The organism is Olleya aquimaris (assembly GCF_003259525.1).
Classification (GTDB): domain Bacteria; phylum Bacteroidota; class Bacteroidia; order Flavobacteriales; family Flavobacteriaceae; genus Olleya; species Olleya aquimaris.
Genome location: NZ_QLLO01000005.1, coordinates 30025 through 56677, shown reverse-complemented (window position 1 = coordinate 56677; position 26653 = coordinate 30025). Strand labels below are relative to the sequence as shown.

At 32.6% G+C, this 26653-nt stretch carries 20 protein-coding genes; 8 read left to right on the top strand and 12 right to left on the bottom strand.

The window, feature by feature from the left end; translation table 11 throughout:
• Nucleotides 1-3 precede the first annotated feature (3 nt).
• Nucleotides 4-999 (top strand): GTPase ObgE, encoded by a 996-nt coding sequence (gene obgE / locus LY08_RS08150; protein WP_111659962.1) that lies wholly within the window; start codon nt 4-6, stop codon nt 997-999.
• Here the strand turns inward: obgE and LY08_RS08145 are convergent.
• From LY08_RS08145 to LY08_RS08135, 3 genes are all read right to left on the bottom strand, one after another.
• Nucleotides 996-2093 carry an alpha/beta hydrolase family protein gene (locus LY08_RS08145; RefSeq protein WP_111659961.1) on the bottom strand — a complete coding sequence of 366 codons (1098 nt, stop codon included), beginning with the start codon at nt 2091-2093 and terminating at the stop codon, nt 996-998. The genes obgE and LY08_RS08145 overlap by 4 nt on opposite strands.
• A gap of 72 nt (nt 2094-2165) precedes the next feature.
• Entirely contained in the window at nt 2166-2540 is a 375-nt protein-coding gene (locus LY08_RS08140) for a DoxX family membrane protein (protein WP_111659960.1), read from the bottom strand.
• 149 nt (nt 2541-2689) lie between these two features.
• Nucleotides 2690-9232 (bottom strand): alpha-2-macroglobulin family protein, encoded by a 6543-nt coding sequence (locus LY08_RS08135; protein ID WP_111659959.1) that lies wholly within the window; start codon nt 9230-9232, stop codon nt 2690-2692.
• Nucleotides 9233-9407: 175 nt separating this feature from the next.
• Here LY08_RS08135 and LY08_RS08130 point away from each other — a divergent pair, with 175 nt between their 5' ends.
• Together LY08_RS08130 and LY08_RS08125 are read left to right on the top strand one after the other, a co-directional pair.
• Nucleotides 9408-10352 carry a tetratricopeptide repeat protein gene (locus tag LY08_RS08130; protein ID WP_111659958.1) on the top strand — a complete coding sequence of 315 codons (945 nt, stop codon included), beginning with the start codon at nt 9408-9410 and terminating at the stop codon, nt 10350-10352.
• 143 nt (nt 10353-10495) lie between these two features.
• A complete protein-coding gene (locus tag LY08_RS08125; RefSeq protein ID WP_111659957.1) occupies nt 10496-11851 on the top strand; it encodes a UDP-N-acetylmuramate--L-alanine ligase in 1356 nt (451 codons plus the stop codon).
• A gap of 71 nt (nt 11852-11922) precedes the next feature.
• Here the strand turns inward: LY08_RS08125 and LY08_RS08120 are convergent, their stop codons facing one another.
• The 4 genes from LY08_RS08120 to LY08_RS08105 all read right to left on the bottom strand — a co-directional run bounded on the left by LY08_RS08120 (nt 11923) and on the right by LY08_RS08105 (nt 14219).
• Nucleotides 11923-12420 carry a hypothetical protein gene (locus LY08_RS08120; RefSeq protein ID WP_146603204.1) on the bottom strand — a complete coding sequence of 166 codons (498 nt, stop codon included), beginning with the start codon at nt 12418-12420 and terminating at the stop codon, nt 11923-11925.
• A 158-nt stretch (nt 12421-12578) separates the two neighbouring features.
• Complete coding sequence (locus LY08_RS08115) at nt 12579-12944, bottom strand: DUF1304 domain-containing protein (RefSeq protein WP_111659955.1); 366 nt, start codon at nt 12942-12944, stop codon at nt 12579-12581.
• Between the two features lie 228 nt (nt 12945-13172).
• Entirely contained in the window at nt 13173-13769 is a 597-nt protein-coding gene (locus LY08_RS08110) for an FMN-binding negative transcriptional regulator (protein ID WP_111659954.1), read from the bottom strand.
• A gap of 6 nt (nt 13770-13775) precedes the next feature.
• Nucleotides 13776-14219, bottom strand: a complete 444-nt coding sequence (locus LY08_RS08105) for a DUF1569 domain-containing protein (RefSeq protein WP_111659953.1) — start codon at nt 14217-14219, stop codon at nt 13776-13778.
• Nucleotides 14220-14256: 37 nt separating this feature from the next.
• Between LY08_RS08105 and radC the strand changes: the two genes are divergently transcribed.
• The 4 genes from radC to LY08_RS08085 all read left to right on the top strand — a co-directional run bounded on the left by radC (nt 14257) and on the right by LY08_RS08085 (nt 17848).
• A complete protein-coding gene (gene radC / locus LY08_RS08100) occupies nt 14257-14955 on the top strand; it encodes a RadC family protein (protein ID WP_111659952.1) in 699 nt (232 codons plus the stop codon).
• Nucleotides 14956-15055: 100 nt separating this feature from the next.
• Entirely contained in the window at nt 15056-16354 is a 1299-nt protein-coding gene (locus LY08_RS08095; RefSeq protein WP_111659951.1) for a polysaccharide deacetylase family protein, read from the top strand.
• Entirely contained in the window at nt 16338-17030 is a 693-nt protein-coding gene (locus LY08_RS08090; protein WP_111659950.1) for a YjjG family noncanonical pyrimidine nucleotidase, read from the top strand. The genes LY08_RS08095 and LY08_RS08090 overlap by 17 nt, the downstream gene beginning before the upstream one ends.
• Nucleotides 17031-17032: 2 nt before the next feature.
• Nucleotides 17033-17848, top strand: a complete 816-nt coding sequence (locus tag LY08_RS08085; protein WP_111659949.1) for a hypothetical protein — start codon at nt 17033-17035, stop codon at nt 17846-17848.
• Here LY08_RS08085 and LY08_RS08080 read toward each other — a convergent pair.
• Nucleotides 17845-19122, bottom strand: a complete 1278-nt coding sequence (locus LY08_RS08080) for a replication-associated recombination protein A (RefSeq protein WP_111659948.1) — start codon at nt 19120-19122, stop codon at nt 17845-17847. The two genes, LY08_RS08085 and LY08_RS08080, sit on opposite strands and share 4 nt — an antisense overlap.
• Nucleotides 19123-19247: 125 nt before the next feature.
• Here LY08_RS08080 and LY08_RS08075 point away from each other — a divergent pair, with 125 nt between their 5' ends.
• Entirely contained in the window at nt 19248-19997 is a 750-nt protein-coding gene (locus tag LY08_RS08075) for a rhomboid family intramembrane serine protease (protein ID WP_111659947.1), read from the top strand.
• On the opposite strand, the gene rlmB is transcribed toward LY08_RS08075, so the two are convergent.
• The 4 genes from rlmB to LY08_RS08055 all read right to left on the bottom strand — a co-directional run bounded on the left by rlmB (nt 19992) and on the right by LY08_RS08055 (nt 26412).
• A complete protein-coding gene (gene rlmB, locus LY08_RS08070; protein ID WP_111659946.1) occupies nt 19992-20726 on the bottom strand; it encodes a 23S rRNA (guanosine(2251)-2'-O)-methyltransferase RlmB in 735 nt (244 codons plus the stop codon). The two genes, LY08_RS08075 and rlmB, sit on opposite strands and share 6 nt — an antisense overlap.
• Nucleotides 20727-20790: 64 nt before the next feature.
• On the bottom strand, nt 20791-21525 hold the full coding sequence (locus LY08_RS08065; RefSeq protein ID WP_111659945.1) for a hypothetical protein: 735 nt from the start codon (nt 21523-21525) through the stop codon (nt 20791-20793).
• Between the two features lie 64 nt (nt 21526-21589).
• Entirely contained in the window at nt 21590-23095 is a 1506-nt protein-coding gene (locus LY08_RS08060; RefSeq protein ID WP_170120607.1) for a RagB/SusD family nutrient uptake outer membrane protein, read from the bottom strand.
• 17 nt (nt 23096-23112) lie between these two features.
• Nucleotides 23113-26412 carry a SusC/RagA family TonB-linked outer membrane protein gene (locus LY08_RS08055; RefSeq protein WP_111659943.1) on the bottom strand — a complete coding sequence of 1100 codons (3300 nt, stop codon included), beginning with the start codon at nt 26410-26412 and terminating at the stop codon, nt 23113-23115.
• Nucleotides 26413-26653: the final 241 nt, after the last annotated feature.

Here is a 26653-nt window from a genome sequence, read left to right as displayed (position 1 = left end):
GATATGACAGAAGGAAACTTTGTTGACTACGTAAAAATGCACGTTTCATCCGGAAATGGAGGAAAAGGATCTGTGCATTTACATCGTGAAAAGTTTATTACAAAAGGAGGTCCAGATGGAGGAGATGGAGGACGTGGAGGACACGTAATTTTAAGAGGAAACTCTAACCTTTGGACGTTATTACACCTTAAATTTAAACGTCATGTACGTGCAGGACACGGAGAGCATGGTAGTAAAAGTAGAAGCTCTGGAGCAGATGGTGAAGATGTGTACATGGATGTTCCATTAGGAACAGTAGTTAGAGACACAGAAACAAACGAGATACTGTTTGAAATTACAGAAGATGGAGAAGAGCGCATTGTTGCAGAAGGTGGTAAAGGTGGATTAGGTAATTGGCATTTTAAAAGTTCTACTAATCAAACCCCTAGATACGCACAACCAGGTTTACCCCTTGAAGAAAAATTTATAACATTAGAACTTAAAGTATTAGCAGATGTTGGGTTAGTTGGTTTTCCTAATGCTGGAAAATCTACACTGTTATCTGTTGTCACTTCTGCAAAACCTAAAATTGCAGATTACGAGTTTACGACACTAAAACCAAACCTAGGGATTGTAAAATATAGAGATTTTCAAACCTTTATTATGGCTGATATCCCTGGAATTATTGAAGGTGCAGCAGAAGGTAAAGGACTTGGATATTACTTTTTACGTCATATAGAGCGTAACTCTATTTTATTGTTTATGATTCCCGCAGATGCACCAGACATCAAAAAGCAATACGATATTTTGTTAGATGAGTTGCGTCGTTATAACCCAGAAATGTTAGATAAAGATAGACTTATAGCTATCTCTAAATCTGATATGTTAGATGATGAGCTAAAAGCTGAAATGAAAGCAGAACTAGACCAAACTTTACCAATTCCATATTTGTTTATATCAAGTGTGGCACAACAAGGGTTAACCGAGTTGAAGGATGCACTTTGGAAAATGTTAAACTAAAAGCGAGTATTAATCCAATCACTAATTAGTTTTAATACATTATTAGAAAAGGTTTCTTCTAATGTAGTATACTCACTAGTTGATCCAGTTTTAGCTGTTTGAAATAAGTGGTTTAAATCTTCTATTTTTTTTATAGTTACATCTTTGTTTTTAGCGGTTTTAAGATGTGCTTCTATTGCAGGTAAATTGACATCATGTAATACTTGAAAATCTTTTGTTCCGTTTAAAGCTAAAACAGGACAAGTTGTTTTTTCTAGAAATGGTTTTGGGTCTAACCTAATAAATTCGATTAGCCAAGGTATTGAATAAGTGTCTATCATTTGTTTTTTTGCAACCGGATTTAAAATAAATGCTACAGTTTTATTGTCTTTATTTTTTTCTTGGTATTTATTAATAAAAGTTTCAATCTTAGTTCGGATACTATCATTTTTTTCTTCAAGAATAATTCTGTAAAAATTAGAATTTAATTCAAGTTGAATGTTTAAAGCTTCCTCAGTAAGTCCTATTGATTTTAAAATTTTTTTATTTTGAGTTTCTAATAATTGATCACCTCTTACTCCTGGTCCAGCAAGCATTACAATAAATGCTATATCATTATTTTTTGAGGCTACCATTGGTGCAATAATACCACCTTCACTATGCCCAATTAAACCAATTTTTGATTGGTCTATATCTGTTCTAGTTTTTAAATACTTTATGCCAGCTTCTACATCTGACGCTAAATCATAAGTAGTGGCATTTCTAATATCTCCTGTAGATTTACCAACACCTCTTTCGTCAAAACGTAAAACAGCAATCCCGTTGTTGGTTAAATAATCTGCAATTACCCAAAAAGGTTTATGTCCAGCGATATTACAATCTCTATCATGAGCACCCGAACCGTTTATTAAAATGGCTACTGCTGGATTTTTAACTTTTTTAGGAAGAGTTAATGTACCAGAAAGTACAACACTATCTGCATCTTTATTTGTATAGGTGACTTCCTCAATGTTATATTTAAAAGGCGCTTTTGGTGTTTGAGGTCTTTCATTTTGAGCAAAACTTAAAACTGAGAAACTCAAGAAAACAACAAAAGTACTTAGTATGATTTTCATAGTATATATTTTAATTTAAAACAAAAAAGGCTTCTAAAGTAGAAGCCTAAATATACATTATTTAAAAACATGTTAATTTAACAACGGTTTGTATTTGTCTTTATAACTGTAAAGTACCACAATATTAAGTAATAATAATACAATAGCACCAATGCTATTAGCAGGATCTAAAAATGCATGGAATAATACTGCATTTATAGAAACACTCATTAATATTATTGCTAATAGTGCACCAAACTTGTTAAAAATAAAGGTTAAACCAGCAACAATTTCAACAATTCCAACTAAAGTCAATGTTTTTGTGGATAATAATCCTGTCATGTAAGTTATGACGCCTTCTGGAAGACTATCTGGTTTTGGCATAAAGTCTAAAAATTTATTGGCACCAAAAACTACCAGTAAAATTCCAAAAACAATACGGATTATATTAAATACTTTTGAATTCATAATATATTGTTATTAGTTAGTATTTAAATATATAAAATATTTTCCATGTAAACTAATTGCTTGGGTAGTAAGGGGTTAATTCTATTAAATTAAAAAACCACCTTCTATAAAATAGTAAAGGTGGTTTTGATGTTTGTTATACTAAAAAATTATTCCACAGTAATACGTACTCCTTCACTATGACTACTAAATTCTGGTGCATACATGCTTTGTATGGTTGTAATACCATTACTCATATTTCCTGCATTGTTCACACGTAAGTCATATTCAAAAACATAAATACCTTTTGGTAAATAGTCAAAAAAGAAGTTAGTTGACGCATCTTTAGTTGCTTCATAATAACCCAAACCATCTTGATATTTATATTGACTTAATACATTTACAGGTTCTAATCCTGCTGCACGCATATCTTTCATGTGGATAAACTCCATTGCTCTGTCGCTTCTTAATTCGATGCGGACTCTAACTAAATCGCCAACTTTTAGTTTGGTGTCTTTAGTTATTGCAGAGATTTCTTCACCCGTATCAGTATTGGTTTTTAGGTACAATTGCTTCTTTAGTTTTAAAGGTGTTTCTGCAGCAGTAATTTTATCTAAATCCTCAAAATACTGCCAGTATAAAGCTCCCCAAGCTATACCTTCTCCTTTTTTAGTTAAAGTAACGTTCGCCATTTCTGGTTTGATATCAGATCCTGACCATGAGGTTTTGTAGTATCCTGTTCCAGCTTCCACCTTGACATCTTCTAAAGTAGCAGGAGTTATTTTTTGGTCACCTAAAACCACATCAACCATGTCTGTTACGCTTAACCAATCACTACCTTGTAATAATAATGCATATACAGCTTCTGTTGTAGCTTTAGTGGTTTTCCATCGGTTGGTTTGCTTGTTTTTAAGCAACCAGATTTTAAGGTTATCGATATCTTCAAGATTTTTGGTTTCACTCTGAAAACCTTTACCAACTTCTGCAAATGCTTCAATCATTAACGCTTGTGTCTCGATTGATGCTTGATACCAATAGTAAGAATTGGTGTTTTCTTTCCAATACATACCCAATTCGTCAGAGGTAATACTATTTTCTTTTAACGACTTTAAAATTGCATGTGCAGTTGTAGTATCATTATTTCTACTCATAATTAAAGTCATCATCCCTTTTGCATATAAAGGACGTTGTAACCAATAGTTTCTAATTTGCGACAGGTAATACTTGTGTATTTCCTGTTGTTTTTGGGATTGTTTATACTCCGGAAAAAAGCTTCGCATGTATAAATAATGCAATTGCGTGTAACTTAGATGGTCTTTGGTGTAATCTACGTCATTAGTATATTTTGTTAAGTCGTTATATTCTTTTTCAAACTCATTATCTAAGTAATCTAGAGCATCTTCAACCATTTCCATAATATCTCCATCTTTATCACTAATTACACCTAATTGTTTTAGATGCCCAAAGCCAGTAATAATGTGTTGTGTAATGTAACGGTTTGCTCTATAGTTACCAAACCAAGACCAGCCACCATCAGACATTTGGTTGTTTTTAAGCTTGCGTTTAGCACGATTTAATTCGCTAGTCATTTTATTTAAATCAAATAATAATGCTATTCGTTTTTTCTGTTCGGTTTCTGACTGTGCATCACGTAACCAAGGAGTTTCCTGAATTAAAATAGACTTTAATTCTTCATTTTTTTCAAGATTGCTTAGTAGTGCATCGCTATTTTTCCATTGGTTAAACACCTCTTTAATGCGTGGATTGCTATTAACAATATGACTAGCTAAACTATTAGCATAAAATCTGCTAAAAGTTTGCTCGTTACACTCGTATGGATATTCCATTAAGTAAGGTAATGCTTGTACAGCATACCAAGCAGGATTGCTGGTCATTTCTAAGGTTAACTTGTGGTGTTTTAAAGTTGAAGAGCTGCTAGTCTTTAACTTATCCAAAGTAAAGGTTCTGGTTTCGTTACTTTTAATCCACATTGGTAAAGTTTCTGTTACCAACATTCTGTTGGTTAAAACCGGTAATGCATTTTGTTCTCCATCGCTAAATTCACCTGATTTTGCTAAAATTTTATACTGTACAGCACTCACGTTATCAGGAATAGATATAGTCCATGTCACTTGTGTGTTACCTTTCGCTGTCGCGGAAAACGATTGCTGATTGGCAGAGTTTGACAACTCAGCATCAATAGATTGTCCAGTCAACGCATCAAACAACTGAAGCACTGCAGTACCAGACAACTCTTTGTCACTTAGATTAGAAATTTTTGTGCTGATTTGTATGCGGTCACCTTGACGTAAAAAACGAGGCACATTAGGCAATACCATTAAGTCTTTTTGAGTCACTGTTTGCATTGTGCTTTTTGCATAATTTCCTTGTTGGTCATGCGCAAACAAATTAATATTCCATCTGGTTAAAGCTTCTGGTGTAGTAAAATTGAAAGACACATTACCATTTTTATCTGTAGCTAATTGCGGAAAGAAAAACGCTGTTTCTTGTAAATTGGTTCTGGCTTTAACTTGAGAGAAGTCTTCTTTTGCTCCCTTTTTAGTAGTGATTATTACGACACCATTTGCACCTTTTACTCCATATAACGCAGTTGCTTCATCCCCTTTTAAAACAGACATTTCTAGTATGTCGTCTGTATTAATTGATTTTATATCGTTAACTATGACTCCATCAACAACATATAATGGATTTGATAATTCATTAATTGAAGCATTTCCTCTAATTAAAACTTTTTTAGAATCGTTTTCTACTTGTACTCCAGCTACATTTCCTTGTAAAAAACCAGCTTCCATTTCTAAATCATCCATTACAACTGACTTAGAATCTCTTCTAGATCTTTTTTTGGTACCATAACCAACCACAACGACTTCATCTAAATTTTCATCACTTGGAAATAGTTTGATATTAATAATATTATCAGCACCAACAGTTTTTTCAAGTGTTTCATAACCTACATAACTAAATTGTAATATATCTCCAGCACTAGCTTTTATTAAATAGTTACCATCAAAGTCTGTAGATGTTCCTTCTGAAGTGCCTTTAACAATGACATTTCCAGTCGGAAGAGGTAATCCGTTTTCATCAGTTACAGTTCCTGTTACAAAGCCTTTTTTAACGCTACCATCATAAGCGGTTCTAATTCTGTCAACTTTTAATTTGTTGACATACTGTCGATATGCCCAACTATTATTATTTATTGTAAAGCCAAACCAATTAAACTGATCAAAACTCTTTAGGTTATTAAAACTAGTGTAGTTGTAAGGTCTATTAACTCTAAAGTAAGTGGTTCCAAAACTATTACCATCACCTCTTCTGTATGACGCATAGTAACTACGTGGTGTAAAGTTGGAGTAGTTCCAATTGTGAGATTTAAATTGATCTAAAGACGCATCATACATACTTGCTAAAAACTCGGATGCTATTTTTTCGCCTTTTGTCCCTTTAATTTTAAAGCTCCACGTTTCGTCTGTTCCTGGTTGTAGCTTGTCTCTAAAAGTTAGGGTTTCTATATCTAAATCGGTTTTAGGATAAGGTACATTTATAGTCATACTACCTCCTTGATAACTATTAAAAGCAGCTAAACTATAATGGATACCAAAACCACCTAAATCACTTTCCTCTACAGGAATAGAGATTGTTTTTTTGTTTTCATTTAACGTTATGACATAGTTTTTTTCGATTTGATAGTCACGTTCTACACTTACTGTTACTGTTAGGTTTTTTGCAGCAGTTGCTAAAGTTAAGACGACTTTATCTCCAACCTCGTAACTAGATTTGTCTGTAGTAATACTAAATAATTGTTGGTCAGCTAGTGTGTTGTCTTTATCAGAAAACAACATGGTTTTAGCTTTGTCTTTAACGTCTTGACCAAATTTATCTGTAGTTTCTAACTCGATTATATACGCTCCAGATAACCATTTTTTGATGTTTTTTAAATCTATAGTTTTGGATTGTTCTGTGTCAAAAGTTGTAGTTAACACTAAGTCACCTTTCTCCCAATTTTCAGGATTGTCCTCATTGGTATAGGCATCATGAGGGAAGAAACTTTTAAACTCGTTTTTAGTAAACCCAGGATAATCTGGAGCAGCCCAAGGACGTTGACGTAACACAGTATTAGGAGCTTGTAGTTTGTAAATATTAAGCGTTCCTTTTGCAGGTACAAATTGACCATTTAGATTTTGTGTGGTAATTGTAATTTGATGGTCTTTTTCCGTTTTATCTAATACTGGTTTAATACCAATAGTAGCAGTTAATGCATGATACCCAACTTTAACAATTGTTGAAGTACTTCTGGTTTCGCCATTAATGTCTGTGACATCTGCAGTGACCTGGTAACTAAAAATAGGTAAGCCAGATTTGTCTACGGTTTCATCTGGTATTGCTTTAAAAACAACCTTGTAATTGCCTTCTGCATCAGTTGTGGTTTCGCCATGTGTGATTTCTTGAGGATCTACATTAAAATAACTTGGTCTGTACCATCTATACCACACAGGATATTGCACGTTTCTAACCACACGATAAATTACTTTGGCATCCGTAATTTTACTGCCTGCAAACGAAATTGCTTCACCTTTTACAGTTACACTATCGTTAACTTTAAAGGTTTCGGTTATAGGATTAAAATTAGTTTCAAATTTTGGACGTTTATATTCCTCTACAGAAATAGACGTGTTTCCATACAAATCATTATTACTAATTCTAATATTAAAAACACCAGTCAATCCATTGTTTGGTAAAATAAACTCGCCAGCAACCGATCCAAAATTATTAGTTGTTAGATTCTGCTCGCTTACCTTTTCTCCATTAGTGTTATATAAAATAACATTAACCTTTTTATTAGCAATAACTTCTGTTTTATTGTTCTTGTTTTTTAAAGCAATTGCTTTAAAAAATACGGTTTGCGATGGTCTGTAAATGCTTCTATCGGTAAAAATAAAGGCACGATAATTAGTGTCGTTATCATCACGATTTCTGTAATAATTACTGATATAGTAATTGCCAAAATAGCCAACATCAGATTTAGTTTTAATGGTTAAAGCCACATTATTACGCTTATAGCTTTTGTTTTTATTGATTGAAATAATGCCTTTAGAATCTGTTGTAGTAGCAACAGTATTAATTATTTCGTTTCTGTACACATAATCAATATCTACTTTAGCATTTGGAAGTGGTTGTCCATTATTACGGTTAATAACTTGATAAAACACTTGGTTTTCATCCTGAAAATTAACAATTGCAATATTGGTGACTTGTGTTATTGCAGTTGCAAAAAAGTTGTCTTCCAAATCTGTAGATTGTCCAACAATTAAATACAAACCATTATCCAAATTAGGTACTAAAACTTCGGTAGTATGATGTTGGTAATCGTTTTCATTTTTTAGTGAAGAAGTCCATGATTTTTCAACATTTAGTTTGTCTATAAACGCTTTTTTATCGTCTTCTTTATAAATATTTATAAAAGCATCACGTTGCTTTCTGGTAATTTTATGGGCTTCAAACGTTAGTTGTTCGACATTTTTGTAACCTATTAAAAAGCGCGATTGGGTGTTAATTGTTACAAATTGTTCTGCAGTAATCGTTAAACTAGGTTGTAAAATTTGCGATTGTAACGCAGTACATAATCCAGCACCTTTGCTGTCTGGAAAGTCTGCAATAACCTGTTTACATAAGTCTAAAGCCTCTTTTATTTTAAACCTTACCTCAGGATTAGTCTCTTTATTATAAGCTTGACCTTGTGTGTTATATAGCGTAGCTATTTTAAAATTGTACAACCCAGAGACTTCGTGTGTGCTGTGTTTTTCGGCTTCAGCCTGAAGCGCTTTTAGGTAAATATCTTCCTTATTTTCAAAAGTAGCATTGTAATACACGTAGTCTAAACGCTCTGTATTGACTTCGGTTAAGGCATACGGTTCTTTATCTTTTAAATGAAATTGAATTAAATCCTGATAAACTTTTAAAGCTTGTAATTGTAACGATGTCGAGTCTTTTGATGTGATGTTTATTTTAGAAAATGCTTCTGAAGCGGATAAATACTCAGGATTATCTATCAAAAATTTATATGCTGGTTTTGTGATGCTATTTTCTGAGGTTTTATAAAATGCTAATGCATTATGACTTAAAAAATCGAATACTGTTGGTCTATAGACTTCCGAATCTCTTCCTTTTGTAATGATCTCGTCAAATTGATTGATAGAGGTTTGTTGTAATAACAATCCATTTTTTAAAGAGTTGTCAAAATGAAACTTGATCTCTGCAAATAAGGTTTCTAAATCCCAAGTTCTAAAATCTATGGTATCGGCTTTTTCTTCAGTTTTTGTACGGTTATAAAATTTATATCTGTTTTGCTGAAAATATTGCCAATACAACGTCGCCAACATATTTTCTAACACGTTTTTAGTTGGTGCTTTACTTTTAGCAATTTCGGCTTTAAAGTCGTTAATAATACTTAATTGCGCATCTTCTTCAAGAAGTAATGCAAACTTGCTTTTAAATAGTAAGACTTTAATACGTTGCTGGTTATTATTTTCAGCTACAGCTTTAGCTTCAATAGTTTTTACAACCTCCAATGCACTTTTGGGTAAACCATTAATTTCGTGTGTTTCAACGTTATTCCATAGTTTGGAATAGTTGTTGGTTTGAGAATAGGATGTTGCAAACAATACTATCATTAAAAATGTGAATAGGTGCTTCATGTTATTAATTTTTTAAACAATATACTTAGGTTTTAAATCCAACTAAAGCATAAATGCGTAAACTAAACGTTTCAATGAGTGAAACGTTATGGATTTAAAGTTAAATAATATTTAACCATTTAAATCAAAAACAATACCAAGAGAATACTATTTTTGTAAACCTTTAACATTTAAGATGAAATCATTTTTATTAGTTTTAATCATTCCCTTTTTTGTCATGTCACAAACGTCTGTGCAAAAAGGAAAAACGTTTTTAGAGAGCAAACAATTTAGCAAAGCTGAAAAAGAATTAAAGTCGTTTGTGGACAATAATTCCAATAATTTAGAAGCTATAGAATTGTTGGGAGATGCCTATGGACACCAAAAAAAATGGGATGAAGCTGCTAAGGAATATAAAAAGTTAGTTGAAGCAAAACCAAATAACGCCAACTACCATTATAAATTAGGTGGTGCTTTAGGGATGAAAGCCTTATCGGTTAGTAAAATATCTGCTTTAGGTATTATTGGAGATGTAAAATCGTCGTTTTTAAAAGCTGCAGAATTAGACCCAAACCATATCGAAGCACGTTGGGCTTTGGTAGAATTATATATGCAATTACCAGGTATTATTGGAGGCAGTAAAAAAACGTCTCTTAAATATGCTAACCAATTAGAAAACCTATCTAAGGTTGATGGTTATTTAGCTAAAGGTTATATTTATGAATATGATAACGAACCAGAATTAGCAGAAGAGTACTATTTAAAAGCGATTAAAGTTGGAGGCTCTTTAACCTGTTATGAAAAGTTAACCGAATTATATAAAAAAGAAGACCAGCCAGACAAAGCAGTTGCTAATATGGAAGCTGCACAAATAAAGCATCAACGTAACAGTTTGCATTATCAAATAGGAAAAGTGTGTGCAGATTATAACGTGCAATTAGATAAAGGCGAACAATGCTTAAAAGTGTATATTCAAAATCACTCTGCTAAAGATGGTGTCCCAAAAGCTTGGGCCAATTACCGTTTAGCACAAATCTATAAACATAGAAACGACAATACTAATGCGCTTAAGTATATTAACTTAGCCATAAGTGAGTTGCCAGATATTGAGGTGTTTAAAGACTTTAAAGAAACGCTTTAGTTTTAAGTACTCAGTCGCAGATTGCAGTTGCGAAAACGCTGCAAATCTTTGTTTACCTCATAAAATAATGACACACTAATTAGTGAAAATTAGTGCATTTCGTGTCAAAAAACTATCTTTGATTACTCTACAAAACACGAATAATGAAAGTACATTTTATAGCTATTGGTGGAAGTGCCATGCACAACTTAGCATTAGCATTACACAATAAAGGATATCAGGTTACAGGAAGCGACGATACCATTTTTGAACCCTCAAAATCGCGTTTACAAGCCAAAGGATTATTACCAGAAACGTTTGGTTGGTTTCCAGAAAAAATAACCAATAGTTTAGATGCAATTGTACTTGGTATGCATGCTAAAGCAGACAATCCAGAGTTGTTAAAAGCGCAAGAATTAGGCTTAAAAATATATAGCTATCCAGAATTTTTATACGAGCAATCCAAACACAAAACCAGAGTAGTTATTGGTGGAAGTCATGGTAAAACAACTATTACCTCTATGATTTTGCACGTGATGCATTATCATGAAAAAGACGTCGATTATATGGTTGGCGCTCAATTAGAAGGCTTTGATGTAATGGTTAAGCTAACCGAAGACAACGATTTTATTGTTTTAGAAGGTGACGAGTATCTAAGTAGTCCGATTGACAGACGACCAAAATTTCATTTATACAAACCTAATATAGCCTTGTTAAGCGGAATTGCTTGGGACCATATTAACGTCTTTCCAACCTATGAAAATTATGTGGAGCAGTTTAGCATTTTTGTAGATAGCATTGTAAAAGGTGGGAGTATAAATTATAACGAAGAAGATCCTGAGGTAAAACGCGTAGTAGAAGCGTCCGAAAATCCAATACGTAAAATTGCCTACCACACACCAGACTATACTGTAGAAGATGGCGAAACCCTTTTAGAAACACCAGAAGGACCAATGCCAATAGAGGTTTTTGGAAAACATAATCTAAACAATTTAGCAGGAGCAAAGTGGATCTGTCAACATATGGGAATTGATGAAGACGATTTTTATGAAGCCATCTCAACTTTTAAAGGCGCCAGCAAACGTCTAGAGAAAATTGCCGAAAGCAAAACCAGTGTCGCCTATAAAGATTTTGCGCATTCGCCAAGTAAAGTAGAAGCCACTACCAAAGCAGTTAAAGAGCAATACGAAAACCGTACGTTAGTTGCTTGCTTAGAGTTACACACTTACAGTAGCTTAAATGCAGAGTTTTTAAAAGAATATAAAGGCGCATTAGATGCTGCAGATGTTGCAGTGGTATTTTACAGTCCACATGCAGTAGAAATTAAAAAATTGGAAGAAGTCACACACGAGCAAATTGCGACTGCGTTTGAACGCGACGACTTAATTATTTATACCAATCCAGACGATTTTAAAAATTATTTATTCTCTCAAAATTTTGATAACAAAGCCTTGTTGTTAATGAGTAGTGGAAATTATGGAGGATTGGATTTTGATGAGGTAAAAGGGTTAATTGGGTAATGTCGTTTAACGTGTTTGGTATAACCGTCAGTTACGGTTTAAATTAGTAATTATTTTCGGTTTAGCACAGGTTATACATTGTTGTCAATAGTGTTTTTTAATTCTTTTTTAATGTTCTTCAAATTAATGAAATCCTCTTCTAAATCAATTCTAAATTGAGTTGAAACGTTTTTATTTAAATACTTGAACTCAATTTTATTATTAATTCCAGCCATATACCAAGGTCCAACATAGTTGGGTCCAGGATGCTCATATTTATCCCAAAAATCTTTTAAGGTTAAATTTAGCATTTTAATATCTTTAATATTATAGCGTTCAGATTTGATTTCAATAAATTCAGTATTTATTTTAATTGTTCCATCTAGCTTTCCGTTTAGTTTTTCTGAAGAACCAATTGCTCCTAATTTTCCGAGTGCAAATATTCCAAGAGAGATAAAACAGCAAACTTTAAAAATAGTGTCAAGAAGGTCATTTTTCCAATTGTCTTGATTTACAATTGCTAAAAAACAGAAAATTATAAGTAAAATAAGTCCGCTCCAATACCATTTTTGAGAATCACTTAAATTCAAAAAACTTTTGTTTGGAATATATATTTTACCTTCGAATCTCATATTATTGCCAACTTATATGATATGAAAACGTTTCAATAGTTTGACAAGCTTAGTACTAGTGTTTATATCAGTTGTTAAACGAAGTTAGTTGAAAAAAATAACAAAGTCAAATGCAACTAGTTATTCAACAACACTAACCCAATCCCAATCAAAGCAGGAACCGCTTGTACAAAAAATATTTTTTTAGAGACACTTAATGCACCATATATACCAGCAATAGCAACACAACCCAAAAAGAATAACGTAATATTGTTTTGCCATTCGGTATCAGTGATAAAATAGGTCCAAATTAATCCAGCAGCTAAAAACCCATTGTATAATCCTTGATTAGCAGCCATACCTTTGGTTGGTTTAAATAGGTCTTTAGGTAAACTTTTAAAGGTTTTACGTCCAATGGTTTCCCAAGCAAACATTTCAAAATATAAAAAATAAAGGTGGAGTGCTGCTACAATACCAATGATTATTTTTAGAAGTATGTCCATGGTTTTAAGTGTTTTGTCACACGAACATAGTAGAAGTGTTTTCTTCATTTAGAGAAATACTTCGACAGATTCAGTATGACATTTGTTTTAATAATTGTAATGGTAACTAATTTAGTGTTTCTTTTAACTAATGTCAAAATAATTGATACTGTCAGTCTGAGCTTGTCAAAGACTATTCTTCTGTGTTAAAAATCATCTTTTAACTTAGGCTGTATTCATTTTAAAGCTTTAAAAAATGGTATCCAAAAACGCTTTAACACTTTCTTGATTGGCACGCAATAACTCATTTCTTGCTTGTTCTGTATCTCTTGGATGTTTGTCTTGAGAGAGTTTAAATTTGCCTTCCCAAGTGTTAATAGTAATTTCAAACATCTTGATATAGCTAAGGTTAGCATCTAATCTTGGGTTGTCAGGTTCTAAAACATACTTATGGTCTGGAGCTTCTAAAAACTCAGTCATAGTAATCAGGCTTTGTTTTAAAGCTTTATCACTTTCAATTTTAGTAACGGTTCCTGTAAGGTGTACACGAATGTAATTCCAAGTTGGTAATTGTGTGGTGGTATACACACTTGGCGAGATGTAACATTGTGGACCATAAAAGATAATGGTAATATCGTTATTGTCTTGTAACAACTTGGTCTGCGGATTGTAAATGTCTATGTGTCCAATAAGTTTTCCGTCAGTTTCGCGATAAATAAGCGGTAAATGTGTGACCAATGGAGCGTTGTCTTTTACCGAAATAATTGTGGCTAAAGGATATGTTTTAATAACTTCAATTAGGTGAAGTTTATCGTTGTCTTGATGGTGTTTAGGAGGATATTTCATAATTAATTATACTCCAAATTGTCTTAAATGATGATCTAAATGTTTGTATTGCATTTGTCCCCATTGTTCTTTTGTTAGTTTACCAAAAGATGGATGATCGTGCCAATCCTCTTTGTCTTTTTGTTGGTAAAAAGCATCAATTAAGTTTTCTAACACCTGTTTTTCTGTAATAAAATCTTTGTCTTGGGAAACTTTAAAGGCTCTTGCTGTAGGCATATTAGGCTTCCATAGTTTGTCGTTATACATGGATTTTTTAAACAAAAAATTAATTAGCCAATTAGGTTTTAAACCATAATCTTCTTTTTGTAAAGCAATGTTTAAAGCGACTTGACAGTGATGTGCCATTTGGCCAACCGTCATTTTTCCCCAAGTTGGTTGAGAGGATTCATCAAATTGATTTAAACGGTGTTTAATCTGGTTATAAGCTTCAGTTTCAAATAAAGATTTCATTTTAAAAAGTATTAAAAAAAATATGTAGATTTATAAAATGTCTGATAAAAATACTTCATTTTCAATTAAAAATTGGTCACAAGATGATCAACCTCGTGAAAAACTGTTATATAAAGGAAAAGCAGCTCTAAGTGATGCCGAATTAGTTGCAATTTTAATAGGTTCTGGAAACAGAGAAGAAAGCGCAGTGGCTTTATGTAAACGCATTTTAGCAACAACAGATAATAATTTAACCGAACTAGGTAAACTAACCATCAAGCAATTAATGCAGTTTAAAGGGATAGGTGAAGCTAAAGCCATAACCATAATAGCTGCTTTAGAATTAGGGCGACGACGCAGAGGAGAAGAGGCACTTCAAAAAAAGAAAATTACGTCTAGTAAGTCTGTTTTCGAGCTGATGCAACCTATAATTGGAGAACTTCCTCACGAAGAATTTTGGATTATTTATTTAAATAATTCAAACAAAGTGATTCATAAAAATCAATTAAGTAAAGGCGGAATTACAGGTACTTTAGTAGATACACGTTTGGTGTTAAAAACCGCTTTAGAGGTTGGAGCAGTAGGACTAATTTTAGCACACAATCATCCATCAGGCACTTTAAAACCAAGTCAAGCAGATAAAGACGTGACTTTAAAATTAAAGACAGCAGCGCAAAGTTTAGACCTGAAAGTATTGGACCATTTAATAGTTACCGAACAAAGTTATTTTAGCTTTGCAGATGAATCTCTGTTGTAAAAATCTTAAAATTCTAAAAACAAAATTTCAAAAGATTTAATAAAAGTTGAGTAAGGGGTTTGAATTTGGTACTTTTAAGCTTTGGAATTTACAATAGTTTATGCTTTTAGTTTATACTCATAAAATTACACCCAGAGTCAAATATGTTTTTAAACAAATTTGTACCAGAATTTTGGGTATTCCAGTCCATTTTACAACAACTATTGAAGAGTTTATAGCACATGACAGCTTAAAGATGTCATATACTAGACAACCTTTAAGTAACGAAGTTTTTGTGCGTAGTAACGAGTTGCTTTTTGAACAAGGTTTGTCAGATTTAGACATCCACGTATTACCTTGGGAAGAGACCAAATGCTTTTTTACAACAGGTGAAAAAAGTGCACTTCCGTTTGATATTTTTGCTGCTACGTTTTACTTAATTAGTCGGTATGAAGAATACTTACCTCATGTAAAAGATGAATATGGACGCTTTACAGCTCAAGAAAGTTTAGCCTTTAAAAACCAGTTTTTAGACCAACCTGTAGTAGATATTTGGGCTTACAAGTTTAAAGCTATATTGCAAGACAATTATCCTGATTTTAAGTTTCCTAAACAAAATTATACAGTCAAACCTGTTATTGATGTACCTGTTGCATACGAGTATAAGTTAAAAGGTATCATGCGGACATTTGGTGGGACTACTAAAGATTTATTTACATTTAAGTTTAGAAGATTGTATGAAAGATATTCTGTATTAATGGGATTTAAACGTGATCCTTTTGATACCTATAAATACATTATTAATAAGCAAAAATCTTCAAAATTTAAGTTTGTGTTTTTCTTTTCAGTTGGCGATTTCTCGACTTATGATAAAAATATAAATCCTCAAAAAGAAAAATTTGTTTCCCTAATTAAACATATTGCAGATTACTGCCAAGTTGGTATTAAGTCTTCGTTTTTTGCTTTAACTAATGTAGAACTGTTAAAAGAAGAAAAAAATAGGATGGAAGCCATTATTAACAATTCTATTGTAGGGTCAAGGCAATCGTTTTCTAAGGTAAATTTACCCGAGTCATATCGTAATTTAGTCGAGTTAGAAATCCCTGAAGATTATACTATGGGTTATGTTAACCATTTAGGTTTTAGAGCAGGAACCTGTACGCCTTTTTTGTTTTATGACTTGGATTTTGAAACGCAAACACCTTTAAAAATAGTACCTTACCACGCTTTAGACTTTGCTTTTTTAAAGTACCAATCCTTATTAGATAAACAAGAAATATTAAAAAAAATAATTAGAAACATTAAAAATGTAAACGGGACGTTTGTACCTGTGTTTCATAATTACACCTTTAGTAAACACGAGCGTTGGAAACATTTTAAAACCCTATTTAATACTATTTTAGATGCTAAAACTAAATAAAATAGAACATGTTTTTTTTGATTTGGATCACACATTGTGGGATTTTGATAAGAATTCTGCGTTGACTTTTGAGCATATATTTAAAAAGCATAAAGTAAATACCAATTTAAGTGACTTTTTAAGCTGTTATGAACCAATTAATTTAAAATATTGGAAGTTATATAGAGACGAAAAGGTTACCAAAGATAATTTGCGTTATAACAGACTTAAAGAAACCTTTGATGCATTACAATTTAAGGTTGAAGACGAATTAATTTATCTGCTTTCTGAAGATTATATAAATTATCTAACTAGCTTTAATCATGTGTATGATGGCACTTTTGAGATACTAGAGTATTTAAAAACTAAATATAAATTGCATATTATTACCAATGGTTTTATTGAAGCACAAAGCAGTAAACTTAAAGTTTCTAAACTAGATCATTATTTTGAAACTGTGACTAGTGCAGAGTCTGCTGGAGTTAAAAAACCAAATCCTAAAATATTTAATTTTGCTTTAGAAACAGCTAATGCAAAAACACAAAACAGTATCATGATTGGTGATAATTACGAGGCAGATATATTAGGTGCTTTAAACATAGGCTTGGATGCTATTTGTTTTAATTATCATAAAGCAGAAGTACAGCCAGAAATTAAAGTAATAGACCACTTATTAGACATTAAAAAATATTTATAATTATGAAATTTCAACATAAAATAATTTTAGTTTTAGCATTAGTATTAACTTTTTCAAATAGCTTAACTGCTCAAGAAGAACTAAATAACTATAAGTACATTATTGTACCAGAGCAGTTTTCTTGTCAAAAAAATCCAAACGATTATAGGTTAAATGAGTTGACACAGTTTTTATTAGAAAAACAAAATTTTAAAGCCTATCTAGCATCAGAAAACTTACCAGAAGAGGCCAATAATAACAATTGTTTGTCTTTATATGTTGATGTTACTGAAAATAATAATTTGTTTAAAACTAAATTAACAGTAAACTTTAAAAATTGTAAAAACCAAGTTGTTTTTAGTTCTGGTGAAGGCGAATCTAGAGAGAAACAATTTAAAGCTGCATATAATATAGCTTTAAGAAATGCTTTTAAAACTTTTAATAGTTTTAAGCATGATTATAATAAAATTGAAGAAAGTATTCCTCAAAAGGTTACTACAGATAATAAAACTAAAGCAGAAGTAATAGTTGATGCAGGACCAAAAGAAGTCGAGAAAGTAAAAGAAGAAATAAAAACAGATACTAAAGAGGTTGAAACACCTGCTAAATCTCAGACAGAGCCAACACAAAACATTTTATATGCTCAAAAAATCTCAAACGGGTTTCAGTTAGTAGATAGCCAACCCAAAGTAGTTTATAAAATAAAAAACACTAATCTTAATCATGTGTTTTTAGTAGAAGGTAAAGTAGCAATCATTTATAAATTAGACGCTAATTGGATAATAGAGTATTATCAAGGAGATACGCTTCAAAAACAGCTTTTAAACATTAAATTTTAATAGCCGTATTTTTCTTTCCAACGTAATCTTAAAAACTCACGTTGCGCTTGTTCTCTTGCATTGTCACCAGGTTCGTATAATTTGGTATTACTAATTTCTTTTGGCAAAAACTCTTGTTTAGCAAAATTGTTTTCATAATTATGGCTGTATTTATAATCTTCGCCATAACCAATCTCTTTCATTAATTTAGTAGGTGCATTTCTAATATTTAAAGGCACACTTAAATCTCCCGTTTGTTTTACCAATTGCTGTGCTTGGTTAATTGCCATATAGGCAGCATTACTTTTTGGAGAGCATGCCAAATAGGTCGCACATTGGCTTAAAATAATCCTAGATTCAGGATAACCAATGGTTGTTACTGCCTGAAAGGTTGTGTTAGCCATAACTAATGCAGTAGGATTAGCATTACCAATATCTTCGCTTGCTAAAATTAACATACGACGCGCAATAAACTTAACATCTTCACCACCTTCAACCATTCTGGCTAAATAATATACAGCAGCATTAGGGTCGCTACCTCTAATAGATTTGATAAAAGCAGAAACTATATCGTAATGTTGTTCACCAGTTTTATCATATCGCACAGTATTGTTTTGTACTTTGTCTAAAACCAATTGATCTGTAATAGTAATTGTGGCTTTGTCTTCACTATTAACAATCAACTCAAAAATGTTTAATAGTTTTCTAGCGTCACCACCAGATAAACGTAATAAGGCAGTGGTTTCTTTAAGCTTAATATTCTTTTTAGACAAATACTCGTCTTTTTCTATAGCACGCTTTAAAAGTGCTTCTAAATCGGTTTTTTCAAAAGCATTTAAAATATATACCTGACAGCGTGACAATAATGCTGAAATGACCTCAAAACTAGGGTTTTCTGTTGTAGCACCAATTAATGTTACCCAACCTTTTTCTACAGCTTGCAATAAACTATCCTGTTGCGATTTACTAAACCTATGGATCTCGTCAATAAATAAAATTGGATTTTTAGTGGTAAATAAACCACCGCTGTTTTTAGCTTTTTCAATCACTTCACGCACATCCTTAACACCAGAACTAATTGCACTTAAGGTGTAAAATGGGCGTTTAGAAGTTGTCGCAATAATATTAGCCAATGTGGTTTTGCCAATTCCTGGAGGTCCCCAAAGTATCATACTTGGTATGATACCTTGTTGGATATGTTTGGTTAATGACCCATGTTTACCCACTAGATGCGACTGACTAATATAATCGTCTAGTGTTTGTGGACGTAATCTTTCGGCTAATGGCGTATTCATACTGTAAAATTAATTCAATTCCTGTGAAAACAGGAATCTCAGCAAAACTAATTATTAACTTTTCTGTTTTATGACAATTTAACACGTTTATAGAATTGGATAACTATTTGCTATATTTAGTAGTCATGAAACACGAAGAACCATTTAAATTTTCTATAGATGTCATTGCTTATCCAATAGCATTTGTAATGCTTTTATGGCTAATTTTTGCTTTAGAAATCAGGTTTGGCTTTAATTTAAATAAACTAGGGGTTTATCCACAAAAAGCATCTGGATTAATTGGTGTTATTTGCAGCCCATTTATACACTCTGGTATTTCACATTTATGGCATAATACTATTCCGTTATTCGTTTTAAGTGCTGCTCTTTTTTATTTTTATAGACCAATAGCCTTCAAAATTTTACTATTTGGAATTTTACTTTCTGGTTTTTTAACCTGGTGTTTTGGACGTCCATCGTATCACATAGGCGCAAGTGGATTAATATATGTGTTAGCTAGTTTTATTTTCTTTAAAGGCGTATTTGCTAAACATTATAGGTTGATTGCTTTATCGTTGTTGGTTGCTTTTTTATATGGAAGCATGATTTGGAATACATTACCTTTAAAAGAAGGCGTATCATGGGAAGGTCATTTAAGTGGATTAATAGTAGGATTAGTATTTGCTTTAATATTTAGAAAACAAATAGCTAAACCCAAACGTTACGTTTGGGAAGATCCAAATTATAACGAAGAGGACGATGAATTTTTAAAACATTTTGATGAAAACGGAAACTTTATTGAAAGCGTAGAAGAGGAGGTAAGTGAAGAAACACTTACAGAAGACAGTAATTCCCTGAAAATCAACTACAATTTCAAAGAAAATAAAGATTTATAGGCGCTGTCTAACAGCTTCATACAGAAAAGCACCACAAGCCACACTAACATTTAAAGATTCTATTTCACCTAGTAACGGAAGTTTAGCTTTTTCGTTTGCTAGTTTTAAAACCGAAGGATTTATACCTCTTCCTTCAGATCCCATTATGATAGCACAAGGTTCTTTAAACGAGACATCAAAAATAGTATTATCTGTTTTTTCTGTTGCAGCAATTACCTTTATATCTGATGCTTGCAGAAAAAATACCGCATCTTTAATATGATCTACTCTACAAATCGGGACTTTGAAAACTGCACCAGCACTAGTTTTAATTGTATCACCATTTACAGGAGCTGCTCCTTTACTTTGTATAATTATTCCATCAACACCTGTACATTCTGCAGTACGGATAATAGCGCCAAAATTTCTAACATCGCTTAATTGATCTAATAATAAAAATAATGGTGTTTTTGTTTTTTTAGTCACCATTTCATGTAATTCTTCTATGTCATAAAACTTTACTGGAGAGATTTGAGCAACTGCACCTTGATGGTTATTTTTAGTTAATCTATTCAATTTCTCAACTGGTACGTAAGATGAGTTTACTCTTTTTTCCTTTAGTACAGTTTCTAACTCCTGAAATAGTTCTCCTTTAAGTCCTTTTTGCAAAAAGACTTTATCAACATGTTCACCAGCATTTAAAGCTTCAATAATAGCTCTAAGTCCAAATATTTGAGTCGTTTTTTTCATAAAGTAAAGGTATAAAAAAACCGTTCAAAGAACGGTTTTTTTTATTTTGTATTTAAGTTTATTACTATGGTAAAGTAAACATACCAGATGTACCAGCACCATAAGCACCAGAAGAACTAAATAAAGTCACTCCATCTAAAGTACTTAAAGAAATTGGACCAGCACCATCAGCAAAATCATCTGTTACAACAAATTGATAAGTTCCACTTTCTAAACAAAGTGTTGAAGCTAATGAACCAGAAAGACCAGCATATGCATTAGCATATGGAGAATAAGGTCCATTTTCTGCTACTAAGTTTCCATTTGAATCGTAAATTGCCCAGTATACTTCTTCTGGCCAAGAGTCAAAAGTAATGTTCAAAACAACTTTGTTAAATAAACATTGCTCTAATAATGATAATGTAATTCCGTTATCAACAGATAAGCCATCACCGCCAACTAAATTTAAGATTACAGTTTTAGCATTAGCTAAATCTAAATCAACATCAGTTGCAGTAACTTGTAATTTACCTACATTAGAATTTGCAGGAATAGTAACTGTAGAAGGAACATTGTAAGTAGATGGGTCTGCAGTTGAAGCATCAGATACTTGAACTGTGAATGTTCTATCCGAACCTTCAAAGTTAGCTGAATATACCATTACGTCAAACGTAGATGTTCCATCAGGTACAACTTCTAAAGTTCTGTCTTGTTCAAAAGTTACGTAATTTGTTCCAGGAGCTTCTAATTCATCCTCACATCCAGTGAAAAATAAAGCTGCTGTAGCAAAAGTTAATAAAATTAGTTTAAAGTTTTTCATGATTTAGTTTTTATAATAATTAAGATACTACCCTTAGTAAAAAGGGTAGTATCAATTAATTAGATTATTGGTTTTGGCTACCTATGAAAGGATTGTTTTGAATTTCATCTTGTGGAATTTCAAATTGCATTCTTTCATCATTATAAGGAATTGGATCCCCTACGTATGATAAATGGTTTGCACCTCTTACAGTTGTTGCCTTATTACGTTTCATAGCTAAGAAAGACTTTCCTTCTCCCCATAACTCGATACGAGTTTGTAAGTAGATTTCATCTTGTAAAGCTTGACCAGATAAAGCATCAACGTATACTGAACTTGGTACTCTTTGATCTAATAAAGCTTTTAAGCTAGTTCTAGCAGGACCTTCAAATCCAGCTCTTGCATTTGCTTCAGCATTTAATAAATACATTTCTTCTATACGCATGTAAACGTAATCTGCAGTTACAGTAGTAGAAGTACCTCCAATTTGGCTAGACGCATAAAACTTAAATAAAGGTTGTAAATGTCTACCATTAGATGGGTTATTAAAGAATTGAGCTTTTCTAGCATCAGTACTTGGTATAGCTGCAAATAAATTTGCATCGATTACTTTGTAATCACCAGCCCAAGCATAGCTGTAAGACCAAGCATCAATTTGACCCCACCATGAAACTAATCCTAAACCGTTATTTTCTGTAATATCAATTCCCCACATCCAGCTTGGTGAGTTTACATCACAAAAACAATTTGTAACATCTCCAGCACCTAACATTGTGTAGTTACCAGAATTGATAACTTCTTGAGTTAAATTAGCAACATCAATATCTCTACCACCTTTAGCACCTAATACAAAAGCTAAAATTCCTTTAGCTACATCTTGGTTAACTTGGTTTTTAGCAGATCTGTTAAATCCATCTAATAACGCAATAGCATCAGTCAAATCTTGCTCCATTAAATTGTATACTGCTTCTGCAGTAGACTTTGGTAAGTTTTGATTAATTGGCTCTGTGTATAATGGTAAAATAGCTTCAGATGCATTGTATTCTTTTTGGAAATACTGTGCTAAGTAGAAGTAAGAATGAGCACGCATAGCTTTAGCTTGTCCCATTGCATACTTATTTTCATCAACTGTAGGAACAGCGCTATTACCACCTAAATTTTCGATTACTGTGTTAGCAGATCTAATAATTCTGTAGTAATATCTCCAAACTTGTCTGTTATCACCAAATGTGAAATCTAAAGGTGCTTGGAATTCTGTTATACTAGCTCTATACCATCCATAAGTACTTACACTTAAAGCCATATCACCAGATAACATATCTCCGAAAACATCGTAAGCTTTGTGTCCAAAGTCATCATGTCCAGTTGTACCTCCAGATCCAAATTGAATCATTTGAGCATACAATCCGTTAATGAAAGCTGCAGGAATGTCTGTATTTGTTTCAGCAGCTTCACTTAATTGATCAGAAGTTAATAATTGTGTAGGTTGGCTTGTACCTGATACACCACTATTATCTAGTAGATCCTCAGAACAGCTACCTAAGCTTAGCATCAAACCTGATACAAAAGCGATTTTTAATAAATTTTTCATAATTTCTTTTTTTTTAATTAAAATTTCACTCTAGCTCCTAAAGTGATAGTTGTTGCAGGAGCGTAAATCTGGCGACCAGAATTACCTGCTTCTCTAATAGAAGGATTAAACCCTTCTCTTGCGGTTTTGATTAATAAGTTATCACCAGATACAAAGATATTAACATCATCAAGTCCCATGGTGTCTGTAAATTTGTTTGGTAATGTATAACCAAGTCTTGCGTTATTTAATGCTAAATAATCTGTACTTGTAATAAATCTTGAAGATGTAGAAGTACCATTAACAATCGCGTTATCAGATAAGATTGGAACATCTGTTACATCTCCAGGATTTTGCCATCTGTTAGCAATATCTGTGTGGAAGTTGTTTCCAGCTGCACCAAAACGATCACTCATTAATTCTGCATATTGTGCATCATAAGCGTAACCACCTATACTGTAAGTAAATTGCGTTGAGAAATCAAAGTTCTTATATCTAGCTGATACTCTAAATGCTCCTCTTAAATCAGGAATAAATGATTTGTCTAAGTATACTTGAGTTGCATCTGCATAAGTCTTAGTTACAGTTTTCTTGATGTTTCCACCAGCTTTTTGTCTGTATTCAAATAAAGTACCAGAAGTGTTTAAATCACCACCGTTACCATCGTCAATTGAAAATGACTCTTCACCAGCATCTAAGATACCATTGTTGTTAGCATCATCATAATACTGATACCACATTGGCGCTCCATCTGCAGGATCTACACCAGCCCATTCTCTCATCCAGAAGTCAAAAATTGAACGTCCTTCAGCATAAGCATAAGCTCCATCAGGACTTGTTCCAGAGTCAATTACTCTTGGTAATCCTGTACTTGGATCTAATGGCATAGTTGTCATTTCATTTGTTAACATTTCTCCGTTAACAGAAACATCTAACTTAAAGTCATCTGTATTAACTATATGACCAGTAATATCAAATTCTAAACCAGAGTTTAAGATTTCACCGTCATTTACTCTAATAGCTGCAATACCAGCAGAAGGTCCTCTACGTTGGTCAAAGAATAAATTATCTGTATTCTTTCTATAGTAATCTACGTTTACATCTAAATAGTTACCAAAACTCATTTCAAGTCCTCCTTGTAACATTCTTGAAGTTTCCCAAGTTAAATCTGGATCACCTACTGTATTTAAATCTAATGCTAATTCACCACCTACTAAACTTGAGTTAAAAGTATCAAATCCTAAAGTTGTACTAACACCTTGTTGGTCTCCAGTAATACCATAAGATCCTTTTACTTTTAAGTAAGACATAAAACTGTCACTCATGAAATCTTCATTAGAAACAATCCAAGCTGCTCCTAAAGATCCGAATACACCCCATTTATCATTTACGAATCTTGAAGATCCATCAGTTCTAACAGAAGCTGTTAAATAATAAGTGTCATCTAAACTATAGTTTGCTTGTCCAAAGTAAGACTCTAAACCAGATGCATTTTCATAACCATCAGGTAAACCTTGTGTTTCAAGGTAGTTGCTTAAGTTATAAACTCCTGGTAAAATTACATTTTGCATAAACTGTCTTGACTGAGTAAAGCTTTGCTCGAAAGATTCGTGTGCTGCTAAAACCTCAAGAGTGTGTCTGCTATCTCCAAAAGATGTGTTATATCTTAATAACTGTAAGAAAGATTTAGTCCATCTAACTTGATCAGTTACTCCAATAGAACCATTTGTGTTAGCACCAGTACCATATACATGGTTAGTTGCATTGTTTCTTCTAAAGAAAGAGTATTGACCTCCAAAAGTATTTTCAAAAGTTAAATTATCAGTAATCTTAAACTTCATGCTAATATTACCATTAACCGCTTGAGTGTTTCTACCATCGTAATCTAAGATAGCAGAACCAATTGGATTCAATAAGTTTGCATTAGGTCTGTTTCTTGTAAAACCATTTTGCGTACCTGTTGGAGAACCATAATCATATTGGAAACCTCCGTAAATTGGGTCAGGTATTAAATCTCCTGTATTAGGGTATCTAGCAAATACTGGATAGATTGGTGCCATTTTATCAGCAAATTCAAAAATGTTTTCTGAACCGTTAATTTGACCATTATTAGTTGTTCTTGCATTAGAATAACCAATGTTAGTACTAACGTTTAACCAATCTTTTAAATCTGAATCTAAATTTAATCTTGCACTAAATCTGTTAAAATCAGAATTGATTGAATATCCTTTATCATCTAAATAACCTACAGAAACAAAGTACTTTGATTTTTCAGAACCTCCACCCATACGTAGGTTTGATTCTGTTCTAAATCCAGTTCCAAATGCTTCATCAGCATAACGCTCTGGAGTAAATAATCTGTTAACTCCTGGTCTAACAGTTCCAGTTGCAGGATCAATTAAATCTGCTGCTGTAGCTGCATCCCACATGTTGTAACCTGCTCCAATACCATTATCTGTTAATAAAGTATTGTTTGCAAATCCAACTGGGTCAGGGTTACCAGTAACAACTCCTCTGTTTTTTAATCCTTCCCATACATATCCAATGTATTCTTCTGGACTAGAAATAACGTCATATCTTGGGATGATTTGTGTGTTGATACCTGTTTTTAGGTCAACTTCAATATATCCTTGCTCTGTACGTTGTCCTGATTTTGTTGTAATTAATACAACACCATTAGCACCTCTAGAACCATAAATAGCTGTTGCAGTTGCATCTTTTAGTACAGTAGTACTAGCGATATCTGCAGGGTTAATCGAGTTTATCTCAAAAGTTCCATTAAATGGAATACCATCTACAACGTATAAAGGAGAACGGTTTCCTAATGGAGAACCATATCCTCTTACACGAACTGTTGCAATTGTTCCAGGCTGTCCAGAAGTATTAATTACTTGTACACCTGCAACCTCACCAGCTAATGCTTGAGTTACATTTGTAAATGACTTTGCTTCAAGATTTTCTGCACTAACAGTAGATGCTGTACCAGTAAAGGCTTTAGTAGTTGTGGTACCATAACCTACAATTACAACTTCATCTAATGCATTATCAGGCTCTAAAGAAACATTAATAGTGTTGGATGCTCCAACTGTAACTTCTTTATTACCATAACCAACATAACTGAATTGTAATACTTGACCAGCACTTGCGCTGATTGAATAGTTACCATCAAAATCTGTTGATGTTCCAGTTGAAGTTCCTTTTACAACTACGTTAGCAGTTGGTAATGGTAAACCATTTTCGTCAGAAACGACTCCTGAAATTGTTTTTTCTTGAGCAAACGATATTTGCACAACAAACGCTAGAAATAGCGTTAAAATTCCACTAAACTTTGTTTTCATTTTTTATTTTATTTGAATTAGTCTCCGCCAAAAATCATAATAAAAACTTAATAAAACAACTTTTTTGTCATAATTTTTGATTTTAACAAACGAAAAATTCAACGTTTTGACATTTGTATATCTATTTATGCAATTATTTATAAGTTACTTGCTTTTAAAGCTAGACCTCTCTGTATCTATACAGTATTTATGGTAAATTAGCTTTTTATGATTTTTAGAAACTAAAAACAGTAATATTAGA

Bases quoted from the DNA above. Each gene is read 5' to 3' on its own strand.
- obgE (WP_111659962.1), top strand. From the start codon at position 4: ATGACAGAAGGAAACTTTGTTGACTACGTAAAAATGCACGTTTCATCC.
- LY08_RS08145 (WP_111659961.1), bottom strand. From the start codon at position 2,093: ATGAAAATCATACTAAGTACTTTTGTTGTTTTCTTGAGTTTCTCAGTT.
- LY08_RS08140 (WP_111659960.1), bottom strand. From the start codon at position 2,540: ATGAATTCAAAAGTATTTAATATAATCCGTATTGTTTTTGGAATTTTA.
- LY08_RS08135 (WP_111659959.1), bottom strand. From the start codon at position 9,232: ATGAAGCACCTATTCACATTTTTAATGATAGTATTGTTTGCAACATCC.
- LY08_RS08130 (WP_111659958.1), top strand. From the start codon at position 9,408: ATGAAATCATTTTTATTAGTTTTAATCATTCCCTTTTTTGTCATGTCA.
- LY08_RS08125 (WP_111659957.1), top strand. From the start codon at position 10,496: ATGAAAGTACATTTTATAGCTATTGGTGGAAGTGCCATGCACAACTTA.
- LY08_RS08115 (WP_111659955.1), bottom strand. From the start codon at position 12,944: ATGGACATACTTCTAAAAATAATCATTGGTATTGTAGCAGCACTCCAC.
- LY08_RS08110 (WP_111659954.1), bottom strand. From the start codon at position 13,769: ATGAAATATCCTCCTAAACACCATCAAGACAACGATAAACTTCACCTA.
- LY08_RS08105 (WP_111659953.1), bottom strand. From the start codon at position 14,219: ATGAAATCTTTATTTGAAACTGAAGCTTATAACCAGATTAAACACCGT.
- radC (WP_111659952.1), top strand. From the start codon at position 14,257: ATGTCTGATAAAAATACTTCATTTTCAATTAAAAATTGGTCACAAGAT.
- LY08_RS08095 (WP_111659951.1), top strand. From the start codon at position 15,056: ATGCTTTTAGTTTATACTCATAAAATTACACCCAGAGTCAAATATGTT.
- LY08_RS08090 (WP_111659950.1), top strand. From the start codon at position 16,338: ATGCTAAAACTAAATAAAATAGAACATGTTTTTTTTGATTTGGATCAC.
- LY08_RS08085 (WP_111659949.1), top strand. From the start codon at position 17,033: ATGAAATTTCAACATAAAATAATTTTAGTTTTAGCATTAGTATTAACT.
- LY08_RS08080 (WP_111659948.1), bottom strand. From the start codon at position 19,122: ATGAATACGCCATTAGCCGAAAGATTACGTCCACAAACACTAGACGAT.
- LY08_RS08075 (WP_111659947.1), top strand. From the start codon at position 19,248: ATGAAACACGAAGAACCATTTAAATTTTCTATAGATGTCATTGCTTAT.
- rlmB (WP_111659946.1), bottom strand. From the start codon at position 20,726: ATGAAAAAAACGACTCAAATATTTGGACTTAGAGCTATTATTGAAGCT.
- LY08_RS08065 (WP_111659945.1), bottom strand. From the start codon at position 21,525: ATGAAAAACTTTAAACTAATTTTATTAACTTTTGCTACAGCAGCTTTA.
- LY08_RS08060 (WP_170120607.1), bottom strand. From the start codon at position 23,095: ATGAAAAATTTATTAAAAATCGCTTTTGTATCAGGTTTGATGCTAAGC.
- LY08_RS08055 (WP_111659943.1), bottom strand. From the start codon at position 26,412: ATGAAAACAAAGTTTAGTGGAATTTTAACGCTATTTCTAGCGTTTGTT.